Annotated in this window: 21 protein-coding genes and 1 riboswitch; of the genes, 5 read left to right on the forward strand and 16 right to left on the reverse strand. The window is 68.0% G+C overall.

Features of this window, described 5'->3' with window-relative positions; all coding sequences use genetic code 11:
- Positions 1–13 precede the first annotated feature (13 nt).
- Together ACEN9Q_RS27945 and ACEN9Q_RS27950 are read right to left on the reverse strand one after the other, a co-directional pair.
- On the reverse strand, positions 14–1720 hold the full coding sequence (locus ACEN9Q_RS27945) for a GMC oxidoreductase (RefSeq protein ID WP_495626738.1): 1707 nt from the start codon (positions 1718–1720) through the stop codon (positions 14–16).
- Positions 1721–1788: 68 nt separating this feature from the next.
- Positions 1789–3174 carry a hypothetical protein gene (locus ACEN9Q_RS27950; protein WP_495626739.1) on the reverse strand — a complete coding sequence of 462 codons (1386 nt, stop codon included), beginning with the start codon at positions 3172–3174 and terminating at the stop codon, positions 1789–1791.
- A 280-nt stretch (positions 3175–3454) separates the two neighbouring features.
- Between ACEN9Q_RS27950 and ACEN9Q_RS27955 the strand changes: the two genes are divergently transcribed.
- Entirely contained in the window at positions 3455–5431 is a 1977-nt protein-coding gene (locus tag ACEN9Q_RS27955) for a PhoX family protein (RefSeq protein WP_495626740.1), read from the forward strand.
- A gap of 41 nt (positions 5432–5472) precedes the next feature.
- Here the strand turns inward: ACEN9Q_RS27955 and thiE are convergent, their stop codons facing one another.
- The 6 genes from thiE to ACEN9Q_RS27985 form a co-directional block, all read right to left on the reverse strand.
- Positions 5473–6078, reverse strand: a complete 606-nt coding sequence (gene thiE / locus ACEN9Q_RS27960) for a thiamine phosphate synthase (protein ID WP_056449009.1) — start codon at positions 6076–6078, stop codon at positions 5473–5475.
- Between the two features lie 14 nt (positions 6079–6092).
- The gene (gene thiD / locus ACEN9Q_RS27965) at positions 6093–6860 is read right to left on the reverse strand and encodes a bifunctional hydroxymethylpyrimidine kinase/phosphomethylpyrimidine kinase (RefSeq protein WP_495626741.1); all 768 of its coding nucleotides are present in this window, start codon (positions 6858–6860) and stop codon (positions 6093–6095) included.
- Positions 6860–7654, reverse strand: a complete 795-nt coding sequence (locus tag ACEN9Q_RS27970; RefSeq protein ID WP_495626742.1) for a thiazole synthase — start codon at positions 7652–7654, stop codon at positions 6860–6862. Before ACEN9Q_RS27970 ends, thiD begins: the two co-directional genes overlap by 1 nt.
- Positions 7655–7678: 24 nt before the next feature.
- Positions 7679–7882, reverse strand: coding sequence for a sulfur carrier protein ThiS (gene thiS / locus ACEN9Q_RS27975; protein ID WP_495626743.1), 204 nt, complete (start codon positions 7880–7882; stop codon positions 7679–7681).
- Between the two features lie 4 nt (positions 7883–7886).
- Positions 7887–9800 (reverse strand): phosphomethylpyrimidine synthase ThiC, encoded by a 1914-nt coding sequence (thiC, locus tag ACEN9Q_RS27980; RefSeq protein WP_495626744.1) that lies wholly within the window; start codon positions 9798–9800, stop codon positions 7887–7889.
- 197 nt (positions 9801–9997) lie between these two features.
- A riboswitch (TPP riboswitch) is annotated at positions 9998–10101 on the reverse strand.
- Positions 10102–10167: 66 nt separating this feature from the next.
- Positions 10168–10953, reverse strand: coding sequence for an alpha/beta fold hydrolase (locus ACEN9Q_RS27985; RefSeq protein ID WP_495626745.1), 786 nt, complete (start codon positions 10951–10953; stop codon positions 10168–10170).
- Positions 10954–11058: 105 nt separating this feature from the next.
- On the opposite strand from ACEN9Q_RS27985, the gene ACEN9Q_RS27990 reads away from it, so the two are divergent.
- Together ACEN9Q_RS27990 and ACEN9Q_RS27995 are read left to right on the forward strand one after the other, a co-directional pair.
- A complete protein-coding gene (locus tag ACEN9Q_RS27990; protein ID WP_495626746.1) occupies positions 11059–11964 on the forward strand; it encodes a LysR family transcriptional regulator in 906 nt (301 codons plus the stop codon).
- A gap of 46 nt (positions 11965–12010) precedes the next feature.
- Positions 12011–12856 (forward strand): MOSC domain-containing protein, encoded by an 846-nt coding sequence (locus ACEN9Q_RS27995; RefSeq protein WP_495626747.1) that lies wholly within the window; start codon positions 12011–12013, stop codon positions 12854–12856.
- Here the strand turns inward: ACEN9Q_RS27995 and ACEN9Q_RS28000 are convergent.
- The 7 genes from ACEN9Q_RS28000 to ACEN9Q_RS28030 form a co-directional block, all read right to left on the reverse strand.
- The gene (locus ACEN9Q_RS28000) at positions 12853–13134 is read right to left on the reverse strand and encodes a DUF971 domain-containing protein (RefSeq protein ID WP_056448985.1); all 282 of its coding nucleotides are present in this window, start codon (positions 13132–13134) and stop codon (positions 12853–12855) included. The two genes, ACEN9Q_RS27995 and ACEN9Q_RS28000, sit on opposite strands and share 4 nt — an antisense overlap.
- On the reverse strand, positions 13131–14111 hold the full coding sequence (locus tag ACEN9Q_RS28005; protein ID WP_495626748.1) for a HEAT repeat domain-containing protein: 981 nt from the start codon (positions 14109–14111) through the stop codon (positions 13131–13133). Before ACEN9Q_RS28005 ends, ACEN9Q_RS28000 begins: the two co-directional genes overlap by 4 nt.
- Positions 14112–14119: 8 nt before the next feature.
- Complete coding sequence (locus ACEN9Q_RS28010) at positions 14120–14962, reverse strand: ABC transporter ATP-binding protein (protein ID WP_495626749.1); 843 nt, start codon at positions 14960–14962, stop codon at positions 14120–14122.
- Complete coding sequence (locus ACEN9Q_RS28015) at positions 14959–15780, reverse strand: ABC transporter permease (protein WP_495626750.1); 822 nt, start codon at positions 15778–15780, stop codon at positions 14959–14961. Before ACEN9Q_RS28015 ends, ACEN9Q_RS28010 begins: the two co-directional genes overlap by 4 nt.
- 160 nt (positions 15781–15940) lie before the next feature.
- Complete coding sequence (locus tag ACEN9Q_RS28020; RefSeq protein WP_056448976.1) at positions 15941–17347, reverse strand: ABC transporter substrate-binding protein; 1407 nt, start codon at positions 17345–17347, stop codon at positions 15941–15943.
- 25 nt (positions 17348–17372) lie between these two features.
- Positions 17373–17606 (reverse strand): 4Fe-4S dicluster domain-containing protein, encoded by a 234-nt coding sequence (locus ACEN9Q_RS28025; RefSeq protein ID WP_056448973.1) that lies wholly within the window; start codon positions 17604–17606, stop codon positions 17373–17375.
- 12 nt (positions 17607–17618) lie between these two features.
- Positions 17619–19358 (reverse strand): fumarate reductase/succinate dehydrogenase flavoprotein subunit, encoded by a 1740-nt coding sequence (locus ACEN9Q_RS28030; RefSeq protein ID WP_495626751.1) that lies wholly within the window; start codon positions 19356–19358, stop codon positions 17619–17621.
- 199 nt (positions 19359–19557) lie between these two features.
- Between ACEN9Q_RS28030 and ACEN9Q_RS28035 the strand changes: the two genes are divergently transcribed.
- Positions 19558–20157 (forward strand): dienelactone hydrolase family protein, encoded by a 600-nt coding sequence (locus ACEN9Q_RS28035; RefSeq protein WP_495626752.1) that lies wholly within the window; start codon positions 19558–19560, stop codon positions 20155–20157.
- 75 nt (positions 20158–20232) lie between these two features.
- The gene (locus ACEN9Q_RS28040; RefSeq protein WP_495626753.1) at positions 20233–21351 is read left to right on the forward strand and encodes a GGDEF domain-containing protein; all 1119 of its coding nucleotides are present in this window, start codon (positions 20233–20235) and stop codon (positions 21349–21351) included.
- 156 nt (positions 21352–21507) lie between these two features.
- Here ACEN9Q_RS28040 and ACEN9Q_RS28045 read toward each other — a convergent pair whose 3' ends face one another.
- Complete coding sequence (locus ACEN9Q_RS28045) at positions 21508–23490, reverse strand: monovalent cation:proton antiporter family protein (protein WP_495626754.1); 1983 nt, start codon at positions 23488–23490, stop codon at positions 21508–21510.
- Between the last annotated feature and the right edge of the window lie 29 nt (positions 23491–23519).

Below are 23519 nucleotides of genomic sequence, written 5' to 3' on the forward strand. Positions count from 1 at the left end.
GGGTTACGGCAACTCAGTTCAGCCTCTCCGCCAGATCCTGCGCCAGCCCGCACATGGTCAACGTCGGATTCCACGACCCCGACGTCGGAAACAACCCGCCGCCGGTGACGTAGACATTCCTGACCCCATGCGGCCGGTAATCCAGCCCGACGACGGACGTGGCCGGATCCTCGCCGATCCACAGCGCCGACGCCTCGTGCACGATGATCGGCAGGCGGATCTGCTGCTTGCCCGGCCGGCGCGCCTGCCAGAAGCCCGCGTCGGGCGCGCCTTCGATCCAGTATTCGATCGAAGGCGTCGTGCCCGCGCCCCGGCTGGCCAGGGCGGCGATCGTCTGGTAGGTCGCTTCGTCGAGCACGTCCCACAGGTGCTGTTCGCGCGGGCCGGCCTGCAGCTGCACCGTGATGTTCGTCGTCGGATCGAGGCTGCCGTTCGCGCGGATCCAGTTGTCGGGATTGTCTTCGCCGACCTCGCCCAGCGTGGCGCACACGAACACCACGTAGTCTTCCGAACCCACCAGCTGCGCCATCGACGCGACGGCCGCGGCGTCGGGCGCTTCGTAGGCGATGGTGGTGGCGTCGCGCGCCGGGTCGCCCGACGCGAAGGCGCTCACCTGCACGTGGTATTGCAGGCCCTGCTCGTCCTTGCCGTGCAGGTATTGGGCGCCGAGTTCCAGCGCGGCCAGGTCCTTGAATGCCGACCGTTTGACGCGCGCGGTGACGTGCGACATGAAGTGGCCCGTGTAGCGCTTGCCGATGTTCGGCAGCCGGTCGCCGAAGGAATTCATCAGCAGGGTCGCGGGCGGGATCGTGCCCATCGCCAGCACGATGCGCGCGTTGCCGACGCTTAAAGGGCCGCGGCTCGTTTCGAGCGCCGTGACGGTGCCGTCGCCGTCGTGCAGCAGGCGCTGGACGATGCACTGGTCGACGAGCGCCAGCGCCTGGCCATGGCCCTGGTCCGCAAGCGCCTGCTGGCGCTGCTGCAGGCCGAGCAGCGTGCCGACCGTCGAGTACTTGTAGAACTTCACGCCCTGCCATTCGCTGTGGCCGACGGCCATCGGCGCCGGGAACGCGCCTTCGGCCGACGGCACGAAGCGTTTGAAGTTTTCGCGCAGGTTGGTGTCCAGCTGGCGCTGCAGGCTGCCGTAGACGCTGTCGTCGATGCGGTCGGCCGTCGTCACGTGCAGGAAGGCGCGGGCGCCCTCCCAGAAGCCGGGCTGCTGCGTGACGGCGACGAGCGCGGGCGGCCAGTCGCGCATCAATGTCGGTTCCGGCGTCGGGCACCACGCGCTCCAGTAGGTCGAGCGGCCGCCCAGCACGGGGATGTAGCCGGCCTGGAAGAATTTGGAGCCCGTCGTGGCCATTGCCGCGCTGCGTGTCCACGGATACGTCGTGCACGGCCCACTGGTCGCCTGGAAGGCCATCGGCAGCATCTGGTAATGCACGGGCAGCCAGTAGCCGCCGCGGTCCAGCACGAGGATGCGCGCCTGCGGATTGCGCGCCAGCGCGCGGTCGACGAAGGCGACGGCGGTCGGACCCGTGCCGATGACGATGAAGTCGTAGCTGGTCGCCTGCGCCTGCGCCCAGTCGGTCGTGAAGAAGGCGCTGGCCGCGATGCGGTCGGCGTCCGCCGTCTGCGGACCCGGCACCGGATAGCCTTCGGAGATCCCGGCCGGCATGTTGCCGGCCTTCGTGTAGAAACGTTTGTAGTTGGATGACATCGTGTCTCCTGCTGGATGAGGATGGCGTGTCGCGGGCACCCGCGCCCGCGTACGAGGCTGGACGCGGCTTATTTACCGGCGCGCGGCGGCATCCGCTTGCCGCGCAGGTCGAAACCGGTCAGGGCATGCGTCTTGCCGGTCGTGGCGGTGTACCACAGCGGCAGCGATTTAAAGGCCAGCACCATGTCGAAGTCGGCGGCGATGCTGCCCGCGTCCATCGGCACGTTGCCCTTGCGGTTCTGGAACCAGCGCAGCCAGTCCGGCGAGCCGGGCGGCGGCGACACGATGTACTGCTTCGATGCGATCTGCGGCGGGTTCGACGTGGCCGGCAGCAGGAAGGACGGCATGGTGTTCGTCTTCGGATTCCATTGCGCCGTGCTGTGGCAGCTCATGCACGACGAGTCCTGGGCATTCTTGACCAACTGCTGCCTGACGCCGTCCTTGTAGGCGATGTCGTTCATGGCGCCGTCGTTCGGGCCGGACAGGCGGTTGCCCCAGCCGAACGTGGCGCCGCCATAGGCCGGCGCGGCCGGATTGTTCCAGTTCTGCAGCAGGGGCGCGGCCGGGTTGACCGTGCTGTTGGCCTGCGGGTCGTTACCCCACTGCGCGCCCAGCACGACCATCTGGTCCCAGATGCCGTTCGGGCCGGGTTTGACGTTCTGGTCGTAGACGAGCGTCATGAAGACCCAGCCGGTGTCCGGTGCGGACTGGCTGTCCTTGACGATGATGTCGAACTGCATCAGGTAGGTGTTCGTCACCTTGGGCAGCGTGCTGCCGCCGGTCGTGGCGTTGGTCGTGATGTACAGCGGCCAGACCTGGGTGCCGGCCATCACCGGCCACACGTCCGGGCCGGCCGTCACGAACGCGGCCTTGACGATCAGCGAGCCCTCCGCGAACTGCGTGCTGGTGGACGTCACGCTCGGCTTCATGCCGGCGCTCGCCGACCACACGTGGTTCAGGGTCTGGGCCGCGACCTTGTCGTAGTAGGTCAGCACGTAGGTCGAGATCGGCTTCGTCAGGCCGCTGGCGGCGAACAGCGACGCATCCAGTTCGTCGGTGCCGACGTACATGCCGTGGATGGCTTCGCGGCCGCCGTACGTGCCGTTGGCGCTGCCCAGCCAGGGTTCGTTGTACCAGCCGCGCGCGGCGGCGTCCCAGTGCGCGTAGTCGAACAGCAGGGTCGGCATGTCCTTGCCGACCGCCGCCTTCAGCGCCTCGGCGTACGCGCTCGCGTTCTGGACCGTGATCTTGCCGTTCTGGATGGCGTCGCGCCAGGGCATGGCCGGTGCCGCGACCTTGGCCGGGTACGCGTGGCTGAGCTTGAACAGCGGTCCTGTGTACTGGCTGGACGGCGGCAGCGCGCCGTTGTTGTTCGCGTATGGTGTCGCAACCGGTGCGGCCGCCGCGGCCAGCGGGATCAGGCACAGGCCAATGCCGAAGAATCCGAGTTTCATGCGATGCGTCCCCTTTCGTCGATGTCGATACCGGACCGGGCTGGCCCGATGTTTTGATTGCTCTCGGAAACTAACTCGCCGGAAATGTCACATTCTTGAAGAAGCGCAAGGATTCCCGATTTTGCCCCCAGCGGGTGGCCGGCCCGGGGCCGGACCGTCCGGCATCGCGGCGGTGCGCCGGCTTCCGCCGGGGTTTGAAGCATTAAAGTTTTGTAATGAAGGTGACATACTCGTCGACTAACCTCCGGGCATTCCTACTGACCTTCCGGAGAGTTGACGCATGAACCCGAATCCCGACCTGTCCCGCCGCCGCCTGCTTCGCCTGATGGGCGCCACCCCGATGCTGCCGCTGGGAGCCGGTGGCGTGGCCGCCTTGATGGCCGGCTGCGGCGGTGGTGACAACGACACCCCGACGACCACCGCCCCGACGCCGGCCGTGACGCTCGCGAGCGTGTCGTTCGGGTCGATGGCGGCGCCCGCGCTGACCGATGCCGCGGCCATGGCGAAGACGTCGGTCGCATCGACGATGACGGTCAACTTCAGCGACAGCAGCAAGCTCGATTTCAAGCTGTCGTATCAGCCGTTCTTCATCACGGGCGACATGGTCCCGAACGGGAGCGGCGGCACCATCCTGGCCGGCGGCTATTACGACATCAACAACAAGGCGATCGTCGACACGACGGTCGCGGGTAAAGAGCGCCAGTTCTTCTCGGATTCGCCGGACGGCACGTCGCTGTTGACCGTGCCGAATGCGAACGTGGCGGGCGTGAAGGGCAACGCGGTGTTCGCGGTCGTGCAGTTCGAATACACGAGCTGGGCCCAGGACGGCAAGACCGACATGTACGGCAAGCTGCCGTCGCCGATCGCCGTGCTGACCCTCGACCAGGACAAGACCACCGGCAAGCTGACGCTGGTGAAGTACCACAACGTCGACACGTCCGGCGTGAACGGCCTGTGGATCACGTGCGGCGCCAGCCTGTCGCCGTGGGGCACGCACCTGTCGAGCGAAGAGTACGAGCCGAACGCCTTCACCGCCGCCGGCGAGGACCAGTTCAAGGCCTTCAGCAAGAACCTGTACGGCGACGAGACGAAGGCGAACCCGTACGACTACGGCCACCTGCCGGAAGTGACCGTCAACACCGACGGCACGGCGTCCATCAAGAAGCACTACTGCATGGGCCGTATCTCGCACGAACTGGTGCAGGTGCTGGGCGACAACCGCACCGTGATCATGGGCGACGACGCCACCAACAGCGGCTACTTCGTGTTCGTGGCCGACAAGGAGAAGGACCTGTCGGCGGGCACGCTGTACGTGGCCAAGGTCGGCGCGGGCTTCTCGCTCGACCCGGCGGGCAGCCCGGCGCCGCTCACCTGGATCAGGCTCGGCGCGGCCACCAGCACCGAGATCCGCGCGCTGGCCGCGTCGCTCAAGGCGACCGACATCATGGACCGCGCCGGCGCCGACCCGCAGGATGCGACCTATACCAAGGTCGTGGTCGGCGGCAAGGCCGAGTGGATCAAGCTGAAACCGGGCATGGAAAAGGCCGCGGCCTTCCTCGAAACCCACCGCTATGCCGCGCTGCTGGGCGCCTCGCTGGGCTTTACCAAGATGGAAGGCACGACCGTCAACCTCAAGGACAAGGTCGCGTATTCGGCGCTGTCGTACTGCCAGAGCTCGATGGTGGCCGGGAATGCGGCCAACGTGGCGGGGAACGGCATCTCGATTCCCAAGGCATTGAACGCGGGCGCCGTGATGGCGCTGAGCCTCAAGGGCGGCCAGAAGGACACGGCCGGCAATGCCATCAACAGCGAGTGGATGCCGGCCGACGTCAAGGCCTTGCTGGTCGGCGAGGACATCGGCGCCGACGCCCTCGGCAACACGGCGAATCCGGACAAGATCGCCAACCCGGACAACCTCAAGTTCTCGGAAAAGATGCGCACGCTGTTCATCGGCGAGGACAGCAACCTGCACGTCAATAACTTCCTGTGGGCGTACAACATCGACACGAAGCAGTTGTCGCGCGTCCTGTCGGTACCGTCCGGCGCCGAGTCGACCGGCCTGCACGCGGTGGACGACGTCAATGGCTGGACCTACGTCATGAGCAACTTCCAGCATCCGGGCGACTGGATCGGCATCCACGCCAACGTCAAGGGCACGCTGGATCCGCTCGTCAAGGCCAACTACAAGGACAAGTTCGGCGCGGCGGTGGGGTATCTCACCGGCGAGCTGGCGCAGTTCAAATTGGCGAAAGCGTAACGCGAACGCATGGCGGGCACCCCGTGCCCGCCAGACCGGCATCAAAACAATCCGACGAACTCCCGCGCCGCCGAAAACGGATCCGGCGCCTGCACCACGCTGCTGATGGCGGCCACCATGTCCGCGCCGCGCGACACGAGCGGCCGTGCATTCGCCGCCGTCATCCCGCCGATCACCACCACCGGCACGCACAGGCTGGCCTTGGCCTGCAGGACGATGTCCGGCGCCGTCGTCACCGCATACTTCTTGACCAGCGACGGATAGAAGCCGCCGAACGCGACGTAGCTCGCGCCCGCGCCCTGCGCCTTCTGCGCCAGTTCGAGGTCGCCGTAGCACGACGCGCCGACGATCTTGTCCGGGCCCACGGCGCCGCGCACGGCGGCCACCGGCGCATCGAGACCGCCCACGTGGATGCCGTCCGCATCGAGCTCGGTGCACAGCAGCACATGGTCATTGATGATCAGCGGCCGGCCGTGGCGCCGGCACAGGGCCAGCAGGGCGGCGGCCTGTTCGCGGCGCAGGGCCGGGCCCGCGTCCTTGTGGCGGTACTGGATCAGCGCGGCGCCGGCGCAGAGCGCCTGTTCCGTCACGTCCAGCAGCCGGTCGGTGTCGTCCCAGTTCGGGGTCACCAGGTACAAGCCTCGCATGTCGTTGTCTCTCCTCATGGATGGATGCGGCGCGGGATGCGCTGGCCCGGCGCGATCGCGTACGCATGCGCGAGCGTGCGGTCGCACCAGCGCTGGCCGAGTTCCAGCGCCTGCGCCATCGTGTCGCCCAGCGCCAGCCGGGCCGCGATGCCGGACGCCAGCGTGCAGCCGCTGCCGTGGAATTCGCCGCGCAGGCGCGGCCAGCGCCATTCCCGCGATCCCGCGGCGCAGAGCCAGCGGTTGACGATGTCGGCGCCGTCGCCATGGCCGCCCGTGACCAGCACGTGGGCGCAGGGCAGGGGCATGCTGCCGTTGGGGGCGATTCCCAGCGCCGCCGCTTCCGGCAGGTTCGGCACGACCAGCGTGGCCACGGCCAGCAGCGGCGCCAGCGCGGCCAGCGCGTCGCCGCGCGACAGGTTGTCGCCGCGGCCGCTGGCCAGTATCGGGTCGAGCACCACGGGCAGGTCCGGCCGCTGCACGCGCAGCATGCGCACGATGGCGGCGATGGCTTCCGCGTTCTCCCGGTTGCCGGGGATGCCGATTTTCACCGCGCGGATCGGCATCGTCTCGGCCAGCAGCGCGGCCTGGCGCAGCAACAGGCCGGCGTCCACCGGCACGACCTCGCGCACGGTGTTGTTGTCCTGGACCGTCAGCGCCGTCACCAGCGGCAGCGCGTGCGCGCCCTGGGCGGAGACGGCTTCGATGTCGGCCTGGATGCCGGCGCCGCCCGACGGATCGAGCCCGGCGCACACGAGCACGCAGGGCCGCAGCAGCGTGTCCATCAGATCCGGCCCGCCATCGGCGACGACGGCGAGGCCGCGAACCGGCGCGGCATGCGGCCCGCGAGGTACGCTTCGCGGCCCGCTTCGACGGCGAGGCGCATTGCGCCGGCCATCCGCACCGGGTCCTGCGCACCCGCGATGGCGCTGTTCATCAGCACGCCGTCGCAGCCCAGCTCCATCGCGATGGCCGCATCGGACGCCGTGCCGACGCCGGCGTCCACGATCACCGGCACCTTGGCCTGCTCGATGATCAGCGACAGGTTCCACGGATTCAGGATGCCCATGCCGGAACCGATCAGCGACGCGAGCGGCATGATCGCCGCGCAGCCGATGTCTTCCAGCATGCGCGCCTGGATCGGATCGTCGCTGCAATAGACCATCACGTCGAAGCCATCGCGCACCAGTTCGCGCGCGGCGACGAGCGTCTCCGGCATGTTCGGGAACAGCGTCTTCTCGTCGCCCAGCACTTCCAGCTTGACGAGCTTGTGGCCGTTCAGCAGCTCGCGCGCCAGCTGCAGCGTGTACACGGCGTCCTTCGCGTTGTAGCAGCCGGCCGTGTTGGGCAGGATCGTCCAGCGCGACGGCGGCACCGCGTCGAGCAGGTTCGCCTCGTTCGCGTGCTGGCCGATGTTCACGCGCCGGATCGCCACCGTGATGATGTCGGCGCCCGACGCTTCCGTCGCGGCGCGGGTCTGTTCCAGGTCGCGGTATTTGCCGCTGCCCACCAGCAGGCGCGAGTTGTATGCCTTGCCGGCGATGGTCAACGGCCGGTCCGTTTGAGTCGTATTCGTCATGTCATGTTCCTTCAATGTCGAGGATCAGCCGCCGCCGATGGCGCGCACCACGTCCACGCGGTCGCGCGTGTGCAGGGGCGTGTCGCGCCAGCGCTCGCGCGGCACGACTTGCCGGTTCACGGCCAGCGCGAGCTTCTGGCCCGCGAGGCCCAGCGACTCGACGAGGTCGTGCAGGCTCGCGTGCGCGGGCAGCGCGTGCGCCGCGCCGTTCAGTTCGATTTCCAGCACGGCGTCACTCCTTGTGATACAGCTCGGCGCCGCGCTTCATGAACTCGACGGCCTTCACCTGCATCCCCTGTTCCAGCGCGGCGTTCGCGGCGATGCCCTGGCCGGCCGCGTAGTCGCGCACTTCCTGCGTGATCTTCATCGAGCAGAAATGCGGGCCGCACATGGAGCAGAAGTGCGCCACCTTGGCGGAATCCTTGGGCAGCGTCTCGTCGTGGAAGGAACGCGCCTTGTCCGGATCGAGGCCGAGATTGAACTGGTCGTCCCAGCGGAATTCGAAGCGCGCCTTCGACAGCGCGTTGTCGCGGATCTGCGCGCCCGGATGACCCTTGGCCAGGTCGGCCGCATGCGCCGCGATCTTGTACGTGATGATGCCGTCCTTGACGTCGTCCTTGTCGGGCAGGCCCAGGTGCTCCTTCGGCGTCACGTAGCACAGCATCGCCGTGCCGTACCAGCCGATGTTGGCGGCGCCGATGCCGGACGTGATGTGGTCGTAGCCCGGCGCGATGTCGGTGGTCAGGGGCCCCAGCGTGTAGAACGGCGCCTCGTGGCACTGCTCCAGCTGCAGGTCCATGTTCTCCTTGATCAGCTGCAGCGGCACGTGGCCCGGACCTTCGATCATCACCTGCACGTCGTGCTTCCACGCGACCTGCGTCAGTTCGCCGAGGGTCTTCAGTTCGGACAGCTGGGCGTCGTCGTTGGCGTCGTAGATCGAGCCGGGACGCAGGCCGTCGCCCAGGCTGAACGCGACGTCGTAGGCCTTCATGATCTCGCAGATCTCTTCGAAGCGCGTGTACAGGAACGATTCCTTGTGGTGGGCGAGGCACCACTTGGCCATGATCGAGCCGCCGCGCGAGACGATGCCGGTGAGCCTGTTCGCGGTCATCGGCACATACGCGAGGCGCACGCCGGCGTGGATGGTGAAGTAGTCGACGCCTTGCTCCGCCTGCTCGATCAGCGTGTCGCGGTAGATCTCCCAGGTCAGGTCCTCGGCCTTGCCGTGCACCTTTTCCAGCGCCTGGTACAGCGGCACCGTGCCGATGGGGACGGGGCTGTTGCGGACGATCCACTCGCGCGTCTCGTGGATATGCTTGCCGGTCGACAGGTCCATCACGGTGTCGCCGCCCCAGCGCGTGGCCCAGGTCATCTTCTCGACCTCCTCGCCGATCGACGACGTGACGGCCGAGTTGCCGATGTTGGCGTTGATCTTCACGAGGAAGTTGCGGCCGATGATCATCGGCTCCGATTCCGGGTGGTTGATGTTGTTCGGCAGGATGGCGCGGCCGCGCGCGATCTCGTCGCGCACGAATTCGGCCGTGATCTCGCGCGGGACCGATGCGCCGAACGACTGGCCCGGATGCTGGCGGCCCAGCACCTGCGCCATGCGCTTGCCCGTGGGGCCCGCGTCTTCCAGCGCGGCGAGGTATTCCTGGCGCCGCAGGTTTTCGCGGATGGCGACGTATTCCATCTCGGGCGTGATGATCCCCTGGCGCGCGTAGTGCATCTGCGTGACGTTGCGTCCCGCGACGGCGCGGCGCGGCTTGCGCTGCAGGTGGAAGCGCAGCTCGGCCAGTTTCGGATCGTTCAGGCGTTCGATGCCGTAGTGCGACGTCGGACCGGCCAGTTCTTCGGTGTCGCCGCGCTCGCGTATCCAGCCGGCGCGCAGCGGCGCCAGGCCGGAGCGGATGTCGATGACGGCTTCGGGATCGGTGTACGGCCCCGACGTGTCGTAGACCCACACCGGCGGATTCGGCTCATGGCCGAACGACGCGGGCGTGTCGGACTGGCGGATCTCGCGCATCGGCACGCGGATGTCCGGGCGGCTGCCCGTCACGTAGACCTTGCGCGAATTGGGCAGCGGCGCGACGGCGGCGGCGTCGACGGTGGCGCTGGCGGAGAGGAATTTCGGATCGGCGTTCAAGTGCACTCCTTGTTGGTCACTAAGGGGCACTTCGAAACCGTCGCGAGCGGCAGCAGTTTTGTCCGAGACGCGCAGCTGTACGCTAGTACAGCGAGCATCGCAGGGCAAAAATGCAACGCGCAGCAGGTTTAGAAGTGCCCCGGGAGATCGGCGATCCAGCTGGAGGAGGTGCAAAGATGCGGGCAGACGAACGTGCACGCGGAGCTCTGTAGCTTCCCTTCGCTGGCATTATCCAGATCAGGTTCGGAGGGTATTTCTCACCCACGCCGTCGATGACGACGCAGGACCCCTAGCATTGGTGCCGCCCCGGTGGTCGGAGCGACGGGACGGAGTGTACGCGTGTTTTTTCGGAATGGCAAACGCCGTCTCAGCCCGGTGACACGTCGGCCACGCAACGCCGGATCGCATGCGCGACCGCGTCCGGCGCCTCCAGCGGCAGCAGGTGGCCGCGTCCCGGCACCGTCTCCAGCACGGCGTGCGGGATGAACGGGAGCAGGTGCGTGAGCAGCGCCGCCGGCGGGTCGACGCGATCGAGTTCGCCGGAGACGACCGTCACCGGCACGGCGATCCTGCGCGCCCGTTCCGTGATGTCTTCCGCCATCGCGCCATGCGGCCAGGCCCGTTTCGCGGCGTGCGCGCCGCGCAGGCTGTCCTCGACGACCTGGTTGCGCAGCGCGGGCGGCAGCGGGCCTGCGCTCAGCACGTGGTCGAGCGTGGCGCCGACGGCGGCCGCGTCGTCGTAGGCGTGGGCGATGGCGTCGCGCTGCCGCGCGTCGAGCGGCAGCGGCAGCGGCGGCGACGGCGCCACGAGGACGAGGCCGCGCAACCCGGCCAGGCCGTCCGCCGCGAGATATTGCGCGAGCTTGCCGCCCATCGAGTGGCCGACGAGGACATGGCGGTCGAGCGCCAGCGCCTCGGCGACGCCGCGCATGTCGGCCGCCATGTCGGCCAGGGCGTAGCCAGCGTCGGGCCGGCTCGAGCCGCCCCAGCCGCGCAGGTCGACGGCCACGTGCCGGTAACCGTCGGGCAGGGCGCGGATCACGGGTTGCCACGTGCGCGCCGCGCCGCCCCAGTAGTGCAGGTAGAGGAGCGTGACCGCGCCGCTGCCGGAAATTTGTACGTCGAGTTCGATGCCATTGGTCTTGATCTTCATTGCCGTTCCTGGGTGATGGGGTACGGCGACGACTGTAACTTCCATCGGTTCATTCGATAATCCCGTATTTCGTGGCATCATTTACGACTTTGGGTAGGAGATCGCATGGACCGGATGACGAGCATGGCGGTGTTCGTGAAGAGCGTCGAGGGCGGCAGCCTGGCGGCCGCGGCGCGCCACTTCGGGCTGTCGCACGCGATGGTGAGCAAGCACCTGCGCGGCCTGGAGCAGACCCTGGGCGTGCGCCTGCTGACCCTCACCACGCGCCGCCTGACGCTGACGGAGGCCGGCGACAATTACTTCCGGCGCTGCGTGCAGATCCTCGCCGACATCGAGGAAGCCAATCGCGAGGCGATGCAGTTGCAGGCCGTGCCGCGCGGCCTCCTGCGCCTGACGGCGCCCGTGACGTTCGGCGAGCAGCACCTGGCGCCCGCGCTCGCGGCATTCCTCGCGCGCTATCCCGACATCGTGCTGGACGTCGAGCTGACGGACCGCTTTTCGGACCTCATCGACGAAGGCTTCGACCTGGCGCTGCGCATCGGCCGCCTGCCGGATTCCGCGCTCGTCGCGCGCCGGCTCGGCACCAGCCGCATGATCACGTGCGCGGCGCCGGCCTACCTCGCGCGCCACGGCACGCCCGCGCATCCGTCCGAACTGGCGGGCCACCGCTGCCTGTACCTGAGCGGCGTGACGACGCCGGGCGAGTGGTGGTACGAGGCCGGCGACGGCCGGATGACGGTCAAGGTCGACGGCCCGCTGCGGACGAATTCGATGGCACTGGCATGCCAGGCGGCGCGCGCGGGCGCGGGCATCGTGTTCGGTCCGGCGTTCGCGCTCGCACCGTCCGTCGCGGCCGGCGACCTCGTGCCCGTGCTGGAGGACTTCGCCGGCGCCGCGCTGGACATCCACGCCCTCTACCTCAGCAAGCGCCACATGTCGAAGAAGCTGCGCCTGCTGATCGATTTCCTGGCTGCCCGCTTTGCCCCGACGGTGGGCACGGACGGCGTTTGATGCGATACTGTCGGCGTCATTCCAACCCGTTCCGCCCACGCGATCCATGGCCATCCTGACCCACCTGCTGCTGTACCCGATCAAATCCTGCGCCGGCATCGCCGTCCGGTCGGCCGTCGTGAACGAATCCGGCCTGTCCGCGCTGGACGTGCACGACCGCGAATGGATGCTGGTGACGGCCGACGGACAGTTCCTCACGCAGCGCGAGCATCCGCGCATGGCGCTGATCCGGCCGCTGCCCGACGGCGGCAGGCTGCGCGTCCATGCGCCCGGCATGGATGAACTGGCGCTGCCGCTCGCGTGGGACGAGGCAGCCGCCACGCGCACCGTGCAGATCTGGGACGACAAGGTCGACGCCGCCGATTGCGGCGACGCGGCGGCCGCCTGGTTTTCGGCCGCGCTGGCCACGCCGTGCCGCCTCGTGCGCTTCCACCGCGACGTCGTGCGGCCGACGAGCACCAAGTGGACGGACGGTGTGCAAGCGCGGACGCGCTTTGCGGACGGCTACCCGCTGCTGCTGATCGGCCAGGCGTCGCTCGACGACCTCAACGCGCGCCTCGTCGCGGCCGGCCGCCATGCGCTGCCGATGGACCGCTTCCGCCCGAACCTCGTCGTCGACGGCCTGGACGCCTGCGAAGAGGATTTCCTGGCGACGCTGACGGTGGGCGGCGTCGAGATCCGTCCCGTGAAGCCGTGCGCGCGCTGCCCGATCCCGTCCATCGACCAGGCGACGGGCGTCCCGGGCCCGGACCCGCTCGACATCCTGCAGACCTACCGCGCCAATCCGCGCATGGAAGGCGCCATCTGCCTGGGCATGAACTGCATCGTGACGGCGGGTGCCGGCAGCGAGCTGCATCTCGGCCAGGAGATGGAAACGGAAATCGCGTTCTAGTCCAGCGTCGCCAGCATCTCGTACGGATAGATGCCGCGCCGGTGGCCGTCGCTGAACGCCAGGTTCAGTGCATATGTACCCACCAGTTCGATCGCGGCCAGCCGTACGGCATCGCCGCCTTCGACGCCGGCGCCGGCCCGGCGCAGCGCGCGGCATGCCGAGCACGGGCAGGCCGCGCGCAGGCGCGCATGCGTGACGCGCACCGTGCGCCCGTCCGGCCAGCGCAGCGCCAGCACGCCTTGCGCGGCGTGGTTCTCGACCGCTTCCGGCACCGTCATGCTTGCGCCCCGATTTGCTGGAGCGCGAGGCGCACGGACTTGCGCACTTCCGGGTCGGAATCGCTTTCCGCCTCGCACAGCGCGGGCAGTGCCGCGGGCGAACCGATCTCGCCCAGCGCCAGCGCCGCTTCTTTTCTCAGGTTGCCGATCCTGTGATCGAGCGCAGCGATCAGGGCCGGCAGCGCGTCCGGGTTGCGCAGGCGTCCCAGGCTGCGGGCGGCGCGCAGGCGCACCTGCCACCAGTCGTCGCCCAGCGCGGCGATCAAAGCCGGCGCCGCGTCGCGCAGGCGCAGCTTGCCGAGCGTCGTCGCGGCTTCCTCGCGCACTTGCCATGCCTGGTCGGACAGGGCCGCCAGCAGGGCGGGCAATATGGCCTGCGGCGCGGCGGCAAAGCCCAGCGCACCCGCGGCGGCGCGGCGTACTTCCGGCTCCGGGTCCTGGATCGCCAGCCGCGCCAGCGCGTCGACCGCATCGGGATGTTTCAGGTAACCCAGCACGGTCACCGCCTCGCGCCGCACGAGCGGATCGGCATCGCCGAGCGCCGCCAGCGCGGGCGTAAAACTGTCCGGCACCCGCAGTTCGCGCACGCCGCGCAGTACGGCCGCGCGCACGAAGGCGTCATCGACGCCGATGAACGGCAACAGTTCCCGCGCCGACTCGGGCAGTTTCAGCTCCGCGAGGCTTTCTGCGGCGGCCGCGCGCACGCCGGCGTCGTCGTCGGACAGCAGGCGCGCGAGGCCGCGCACGGTGGCCGGCGATTCGAAGGCTTCCAGCGCGCGGGCCGCGGCCGTGCGCACGGCCGCGGCGTCGTCGTCGAGCGCGGCCAGCAGCAGCGGCACGTGGGCGTCGCCGTCCAGGTCGGCCAGGCCGAGCAGCGCGATGCGGCGGACCGTGTGGTCGTCGTCCTGCAGGCGCAGCGCGAGGGCTGCGAGTTCGGGGGCGTCGTGGTAATCGGTTGTCACGGTGTGTCCTTGCATGGCGGGGTTCAGAGAGGGCCCAGTGGGCTCAGGCGCGCCAGCGGCGTGATGCTGGCTTGCGGGTGAAGCAGGTCCAGGCAGTGGCGTTTCAGGCGCGTGAAGTGGCTCGAGGTCATGAGGTCCGGATGGCGCGGGCGTTCGAAGTCGAGGCGGATCTCGTCGATGATGCGGCCCGGGCGGGGGCTCATCACGAGGATGCGGTCGGCGAGGAACAACGCCTCGTCGATGTCGTGCGTGATGAAGACGATCGTCGTGTTCACGCGTGCCCACACCTCCAGCAGCAGCTCCTGCATTTTCAAGCGCGTCTGCGCGTCCAGTGCGCCGAACGGTTCGTCCATCAGCATCACGCGCGGATGGTTGATGAGGACGCGCGCGATTTCCACGCGCTGCTGCATGCCGCCCGACAGCTGGACCGGATAGCGGTCCTCGAAGGCAGCCAGGCCCACGAGGCCCAGCAGCTCGCGCGCCCGCTCGCGCCGCTCGTCCCGTCCGATACCCTTCATCTTGAGGCCGAAGGCGACGTTGTCGAGCACCTTCCGCCACGGGAACAGCGTGTGCTGCTGGAACACGAGGCCGCGGTCCGGATGCGGCCCCGCGACGGGCGCGCCATCGACGTGGATGCTGCCGCGGCTGGGCGTCCAATGCCCGGCCAGGGCGCCGAGCAGCGTCGACTTGCCGCAGCCGGACGGCCCGAGCACGCAGACGAATTCGCCCGGCGCGATGGACAGCGAGACGTCGTGCACCGCGTCGAACGCCTGCGCTCCGGCGCCGAGGCGGATGCCGAGCTGGTCGATCTCGATGGCGCCGCCCTGCGCCAGCCGTGCGCGTTCGATGCTGGTCGTCTGGTTCATGGCTTCGTCCTTTGCATGTGGTACCAGGGCATGGCGAGATCGCCCAGTTTTTTCACGAGCGCGCTGCTGCCCATGCCGATGACGCCGATGAACAGCATGCCGACGACGATGTCCGGATAGTTTTGGATCGTGTACGCGGCCCACGTGTAATAGCCGATGCCGAACTGGCCGGCGATCATCTCCGCCGTCACGAGGCAGAACCACGCCGTGCCCATGCCGATCGACAGCCCCGTGACGATGTTGGGTGCGGCCGCCGGCAGGATGACTTCCGTGAAGATGGTCCAGCGGCCGGCGCCGAGGCTGCGCGACGATGCGACGAGGCGCGGATCGACGCCCTCCGCGCCGTGGATCGTGCCCAGCAAGATGGGAAACAGCGCGCCGATGAACGTGATGAACACCATCGACAACTCGGATGACGGGAACATCAGGATCGCCAGCGGGATCCAGGCGACGGCCGGGATCGGGCGCAGCATTTCGAGCGGCGGCAGCAGCACGTCTTCCAGCAGCCGCGAACGGCCGATGACGAGGCCCAGCACGAGGCCGGCCACGCCCGCCGCCGCAAAGCCGGCGAACACGCGCCCCACGCTGGCCTTCAAATGCAGGACCAGCCTGGGCGATTCCAGCAGCGCGGCGGCCGCATCGAACACGTCCTTGGGCGACGGCACATTCCGGAACGTGACGAGGCCGAGGTCGAGGTGGTGCGCGGCGGCCCACTGCCAGGCCGCCACGCAGGCGACGAGCGAGAGCACGCGCAGCGCCAGGCGGCGCGCGTGGCGCAGCAGGGCGGGGTCGAGTGTGCGAGGGGCGGTGGTGTCCATGAAGCTCCTGGGTGACTGGATGAGGATCGATGCATTTTTTAGGGAACGCTGCATTTGCACGTCGTTCCGGCGCAGGCGGGAACCCAAGGGTTTCGACTACGGACGCAAAGCCTGGACCCCCGCCTGCGCGGGGATGACGCTAACGGTGGCTTTCAAGCCTTTACATCGCCTTCCCGCTCTTGAGCGTATCGAAATCGACCACCTTGCCCTTGACCTTGGCCGCCTGGGCCTGCGCATCGGCTTTCAGCAGGAACGCGCTGACGTCCTTGCCGTCGGCGGCGACGACGAACCACGCGTCGCCCGCCAGCAGCTTGAGGCCCGAGCCCTGATCGTGGGCGTACACGGTGCGCACCTTCCTGCCCGCCTGTTCCAGCTGGCGCAGCGCGGCGATCGCGGTCGTCGCGCTCGCGTAGTGGCGCACGAGCGGCTCGCCCCGCACCCAGATCTGCGTGAGGTGACGGAAGTCCGTGATCGGTTTGCCGGTCACCGCGTCCCGCGCCTTCAACGGCAGCTTGTCGTAGTTCTTCAATTGCCTGTCGTAGTCCAGGCCGGCCTGCCTGAAGGCCGTGCGAATGAACGTATCGTCAATGAAGGTGTTGACGTCGAGGTCCGAGTCCGTGCGCTTCAGCAGGCGCAGCGTGTCGATCGAGGTTTTCACGGCCTGCCGGTATTCCGGCTTCCACGTGAAGTCGCGCGTCTGCAGGCCTACCGGGCCGTGGAACAGGTAGTCGACTTCGGCGTCGATGCCGGTCACCTTCGCGATCAGCTCACTGTATTTTTCCGGTTCGGCCGCGATCAGGCGGTCCGCTTCGATGGCGGCGCGCAGGTAGGCCACGACGATCTCCGGATATTTTTTCGCGTAGTCGGCCTCGACGAGGCTGCCGTGCATCGTCGGGGAACGGGCCTGCGAACCGTCGTAGATCTTGCGGGCGAAGCCGCGGTGCGGGAACAGGTCGGCGAACGGGACGAAGTCGGCGTGGGCGTCGACCTTGTTGCCCTGCAGGGCGGAGCCGGCGACTTCCGGCGCCTGCGTCGTGATGTTCACGTCCTTGTCCGGGTCCCAGCCCTGCGCCCTCACGGCGCGCAGCAGCATGCCGTGGGCGGTGGACGCGAACGGCACCGAGATCGTCCTGCCCTTCAGCTCCGCCAGCGACTGCACCGGCGAACCCTTCGGCACGACGATGCCGTTGCCGGAACCGAGCGTGCTGCCCGACAGGACGGTGACGAAGATGCTCTTCCTGCCCGCCTTGGCGTGCGCGGCGCCGTTGAAGGCGCCGGGAAAGTCGGCCATCGATCCGATGTCCAGCTTGCCCGCGACCATCTCGTTCGTCAGCGGCGCGCCGGACGTGAAATTCTTCCATTCGATGTCGTACTTGACGTCCTTGTACTTGCCGTCGTGCGGCAGGTATTTTTCCAGCAGGTGCAGCTCGCGGATCAGAAGGCCGCCGGTGGCGCAGTTGATGGTCGTGTCCTGGGTGCCGATGGCAACGCGGATGGTGTCAAGCGCGTGGGCGCTGCCGAAGGCGAGCAGCAGGGACAGGCCGATCAGTTCATGGTGCAGCTTCATCGAGTCATTCTCCGGGTGGTGTCGTTCAGCGCAGCAGATAGGGGATGTCGACGCGGACGGCGCCGGTCGGGCAGTCCTGCTCGCACGGCATGCAGTACCAGCATTCGTCGAACTGCATGTAGGCCTTGCCCTGGACCATGTCGATGGCCAGCACGTCGAGGGGGCACACGTCCACGCACACGGTGCAGCCCTTGTGTGCGATGCATTTGTCGCCGTCGACGGTGACGGGAACGCTGGTGATGTTGATGGTGGTCGGCATGGGTTCTCCTGGTCAGGCCGCGAGGGGCTCGGTCTTCACGCGCAGGCGCTGGTAGGCCTCCTTCTCGCTGTCGTCGAGCGGCACGATGTATGGCGCGACGGGACGCTTGAAGCACGTCATCCCGCCGTCCTGCTTCTTGAGCTGCACGTGCACGAACCAGTCGGCATCGTTGCGCTGCGGGTAGTCGACGCGGTTGTGATACAGGCCCCAGCGGCTCTCCGTGCGGTACAGCGAGGCGCGCGCGGCCATCTCGGCGCAATCGCGGATCGCGTGGATTTCCATCGCGCGCATGAGCTCATGCGGGTTCCGCGCCTGCAGCCGGTCGAGGTCGGCGCGGATCATCTCGAAACGCTGCAGGCCGATCTCCATCTTGCGCGTGACCTTGGGCGGCTGCAGGTAGTCGTTGACCATCCGGCGCAGCTTGTATTCGACCTGGTTCGGCGGCAGCCCGTCCTGGCGCGCGAGCGGCGCCCACACGCGGGCGCGCTCGCGCTCGACCTGGGCCTCGTCGACGCCCGGCAGGGCTTGCGCGGCGCAGTACGCGGCCGCGCTTTCTCCGGCCAGGCGGCCGTAGACGAAGGCGCCCAGCATGTAGTTATGCGGCACGCAGGCGAGGTCGCCGGCCGCGTGCAGGCCGGGAACCGTCGTGCGCGCATGCTCGTCGACCCACACGCCGGACGCCGAGTGGCCGCTGCACAGGCCGATTTCCGAGATGTGCATCTCGACCATCTGCTCGCGGTAGTCGGTGCCGCGGCCTGCGTGGAAGCGCCCGCGGCTCGGGCGCTCGTTCGTGTGCAGGATCGTTTCGATGGTCCGGATGGTTTCCTCGGCCAGGTGGTTCATCTTGAGGAACACGGGGCCGTTGCCGCCCTGAAGTTCGTCGTGGAACTCCTGCATCATCTGGCCGCTCCAGTAATCGCATTCGATGAAGCGCTCGCCCTTCGCATTCGTCGTGTGGCCGCCGAACGGCCCCGTCACGTAGGCGCAGGCGGGGCCGTTGTAATCCTTGATCAGCGGGTTGATCTGGAAGCATTCGATGCCCGACAGCTCGGCGCCCGCGTGATAGGCCATGCTGTAGCCGTCGCCCGCATTGGTCGGGTTCTCGTAGGTGCCGAACAGATAACCGGAGGCGGGCAGGCCGAGGCGGCCGGCGGCGCCCGTCGCCAGCACGACGGATTTCGCGCGGATCACGTGGAAGTCGCCCGTGCGGCAGTCGAAGGCCATGGCGCCGGCGATTTTGCCGCCACTTGCACCGTCGTCCGCCGTGAGCAGCCGCGTGGCGACGAGGCGGTTGGTGATCTCGACGCGCGCCCGTTTCAGGCGGCGGTACAGCACCTTCTTGATGTCGTGGCCTTCGGGCATCGGCAAGACGTAGGTGCCCATGTGGTGGACCTTGCGCATCGCGTAGTCGCCCGTCGCATCCTTTTCGAACTTCACGCCCCAGCTGTCCAGTTCCTCGATCATGGCGTAGCTGTTGCGCGCGTACGCCATCACGGTGGCCTGGTTGACGATGCCGTCGTTGGCGATCGTGATCTCCTTGACGTATTGCTCGGGCGTCGCGAAGCCCGGCACGACGGCGTTGTTGAGGCCATCCATGCCCATCGAGATGGCGCCGCTGCGCTTGACGTTGGCTTTCTCCAGCAGCAGCACGCGCAACTGCGGATTTGTCTCCTTGGCCTTGACGGCAGCCATCGGGCCGGCGGTGCCGCCGCCGATCACGAGCACGTCGACGATTTGAATATGTGTTTCCATGTCGGCTTCCTGAAGCAGTTGGGTGAGTGTCGTGGATGACGCGGAAGGTCGTCATGCTTGCCAGGATGGTAGCGACGGGATCACACGGCGCGAACGAATGATTTCGCGCTTACAAATATGAAAACCGCCTGAGCCGGTCGGCGCATATCGATATGCGGCCGATGCGCTAGACTGTGCGGTTTTCGACGACCCCGACACGATGAATGCCCTGATCGTCCTGCTGCACGGCGTGGGCAGCACGCCGGCCGACATGGCGCCGCTGGCCGGCCTGATCGCCGCGCACGATGCCGACGCGCGCGTGGCGGTACCGCCGGCCACATGGCCCTGCGACCGCGGCGGCGCGGGCTATCAATGGTTTTCGGTGGACGGCATCACGGACGCGAACCGCGGGGACCGTATCCGCGCGGCGCTGCCGGCGTTCGTCGCCACCGTCGAAGATTTACAGCGGGAATACGGCGTGACGCCGGAACGGACGGTGCTGGCCGGCTTTTCGCAAGGGGCGGCCATGGCGCTGGCCGCGTGCCAGGACCGCTTCCTCGCGCGCCACGTCGTCGCCATCGCCGGCCGCAGCGAGCCGCTGCCGGATGCCTGGGAGCGGCGCACGACGGTCGCCCTCGTGCACGGCCGCATGGACCGTACCGTGCCCGTGCAGCATAGCGAACGCGCCTTCGAGCGCCTCGCCGCGCTGGGCGCGGACGTGCGGCTGGACGTCGTGCCGCGCGCCGTCCACTTGCTGGCGCCGCCGTTGCTGGAGCGTGCCTGGCGGGCAATCGACATGACATCTTGGCAATGTTATTGATCTTGCCTCATCATTTTCGTTTCCAAGGCGCGTAGATTCGCGTAAATTAGGGATCTTGCTGAAGGGGAACCACACATGCACGAGCGCGGCGCCAGTGTGCGCGAACTCATCGCCGAGAACGAGGCCTTGCGCCGCCAGCTGTCCAGCCTGATCGACCAGGCCGAGGGCAACCACGCCATCATGATGCGGCACCAGGCGTTCGACCTGGAAATCGTCGGCGCGAGCACCTTCCAGGAGCTGGTCGGCACCATCTTCCGCCTGCTGCCCGTGATTTCCGACCTGGACGCGCTCACGCTGTCGCTCGTCGACACGGGCGCCGACATCTACACCGTCATGCACAAGCTGGGCGTGGATTTCGAGGCGTTCCCGAATCTGCTGTTCCACGACGATGGCGACGCGCTCGGCTTCGACCCGCCAGGCGGCCGTGCGCCGCGGCCGCGCCTGGTGCCGTTCGATGCGGCCACGCAGCGCCACGCCTTTCCCCATCCGCCGGCGGGCCTCGCGAGCGTGGCCATGGTGCCGCTGATGCGGAATAAGCGGCTGATCGGCAGCCTGAACCTGGGCAGCCGCGACCCGAACCGCTTCACGCCGCTGCTGGGCACGGACTTCGTCGAGCACATGGCATCGATCATCGCGATCTGCCTGGAGAACGTGATCAGCAACGAGATGCTGAAATACATCGGCCTGACGGATGCGCTCACCGGCGTCTACAACCGCCGCTACATGGACCGCCGCCTCGTCGAGGAAATCGCGCGCGCGCGGCGCCAGTCGTACCGGCTGTCGTGCATGTACATCGACATCGATTATTTCAAGCAGGTCAACGACACGTACGGCCACCTGGCCGGCGACGACGTGCTGCGCGAAGTCGCGGCGCGCATCAAGGCGGAGCTGCGCATGACGGACGCGCTGGGCCGCTTCGGCGGCGAGGAGTTCGTCGTGCTGCTGATCGACGCGGACCTGGAGAGCGCCAGCATGGTCGCCCAGCGCATCCGCGCCAGCGTGGCGGAGCGGCCGTTCCTGCTGCAGGAGGGGCAGACGCTGGCGGTGTCGGTGTCGATCGGTGTCGCGACCCTCGACGATTTCGAGCGCGATCACGCGATCGAAGGCGTGGCGCAGCAGCTCGTCGCGCACGCCGATCAGGCGCTGTATCAAGCCAAGGAGAGCGGACGTAACAAGGTCGTCGCGATGGCGTAGGGTGGGTTCCCCGAGCCCACGCGTGACGCAGGCATGACGCAAACGTTCGCTCCCCGAGCCCACGCGTGACGCCGGCATGACGCAAACGTTCGCTCCCCGGGCCCACGCGTGACGCCTGCACGACGCAAACGTTCGCGTGGACACAGGGTGTCCACCCTACCGCAATAAACGTCCTTCGGCGCGCGTGACGGCGTTGCCGGTTCCCCGCAACACCACCACGTCCCCCGCGCGCAATGCCATCTCCGGCGTCGGCTCGATGCGTTCGTTCCCGCGCCGCACGGCCGTCACTTCCGCCCCCACTTCGTCCAGTTCCAGGTCCGCGATGCAGCGCCCGACGGCGCCGGCGTCGTCGCGCAAGGTCACCGAATGCAGGCGCACGTAGTTGTGTTCCGTGCCGTCGGCGACGTCGCTGGCGCCGTGGAAGAAGCCGCGCAGCGATGCATAGCGCTCGTCGCGCGCGGCCTGCACGCGGTGCACGACGCGGCGCAGCGGCACGCCCATCACGACCAGCGCGTGCGACGCCAGCATCAGGCTCGATTCCAGTGCTTCCGGCACGACCTCGGTGGCGCCGGCCTTTTTGAGCACGTCCAGTTCGCGGTCGTCGTGGGCGCGCACGATCACGGGCAGCTTGGGCGCCAGCTCGGTCACGAGGTGCAGTACCTTCACGGCGAGCCGGGTGTCGGCGAACGTGATCACGAGGGCGCTGGCGCGGTTGATGCCCGCCGCGATCAGGGCTTCGCGCCGCGTGCAGTCGCCGTACGACACGTTGATGCCGGCCGTGCGCGCTTCCTGCACGCGCTCGGGGTCGAGGTCGAGCGCGTACCACGGCAGCTTTTCTTCCGACAGCAGGGTGGCGAGCGACTGGCCGCTGCGGCCGAAGCCGGCGATGATCACGTGCTTCTGCGTGGCCATCGTGCGGCTCGCGAGCTGCGTCAGCTGCAGCGATTGCAGCATCCATTCGTTGGCCGCGATCTTCATCACCAGCTTGTCCATGTGGGCGATGACGAACGGCGCGGCCAGCATCGACAGCACCATCGACGCGAGCACCAGCTGGATCACGAACGGCGGGATCAGCTTCGATCCCGACGCGAGGTTCAGCAGCACGAAGCCGAATTCGCCGGCCTGCGCGAGCGCGAGGCCGGTGCGCATGGCGATGCCGTCGGACGAGCCGAAGGCCTTGGCCAGCAGCGCGATCAGCGCGAATTTCAGCATCACCGGCACGATGAGCAGCACCAGCACGATCCACCAGTTGGCGAGCACGAGCTGCACGTTCAGGAGCATGCCGATGGTGATGAAGAAGAGGCCCAGCAGCACGTCGCGGAACGGCTTGATGTCTTCTTCCACCTGGTGTTTGTAGGGCGTCTCGGAGATCAGCATGCCGGCCACGAACGCGCCCAGCGCCATCGACAGGCCCGCGTGTTCCGTGATCGCCGCGGCGCCCAGGGTCACGAGGAGCAGGTTCAGCATGAACAGTTCCTGCGAGCGGCGCTTGACGACGACGTTGAACCACTTGCGCATGACCTTCTGGCCGAAGAACAGCAGCAGCGCCAGCACGGCCGCGGCCTTGATGCCGGCCCAGGCCAGCGTCATCGCGAGTTCCTCGGCCGGTTGCGCCAGCGACGGGATCAGGATCAGCAGCGGGACGACGGCGAGGTCCTGGAACAGCAGGATGCCGATGATGCGGCGTCCGTGCTCGCTTTCCAGTTCGAGCCGCTCGGTCAGCAGTTTCGAGACGATGGCCGTGGACGACATCGCCAGCGCCCCGCCCAGCGCCAGCGCGGCCTGCCAGCCGACGTGCATCGATGGGGGCAGGTAGCGCGTCAGCAGCGAAGCCAGCACCGTTACGGCGATGGTGAGCACGACCTGCGCGAGCCCGAGGCCGAACACGATGCGGCGCATGGCGCGCAGCTGGGCCAGCGAGAATTCCAGCCCGATCGAGAACATGAGGAAGACGACGCCGAATTCGGCCAGGGCCTGCGTCGTCGAACCGTTGTCGGCGAGGTCCAGGGCGTGCGGCCCGATCAGCACGCCCACCGCGAGATAGCCCAGCATCGGCGGCAGGTGCAGCATGCGGAACGCGACGACGCCAAGGACGGCGCTGCCCAGCAACAGGAGCGTGAGTTCCAGGCCCGACGTCATGTGAAGACCCTGAGGGACGGCGGATTGTT

This window comes from Massilia sp. Masssp93 (assembly GCF_059491295.1).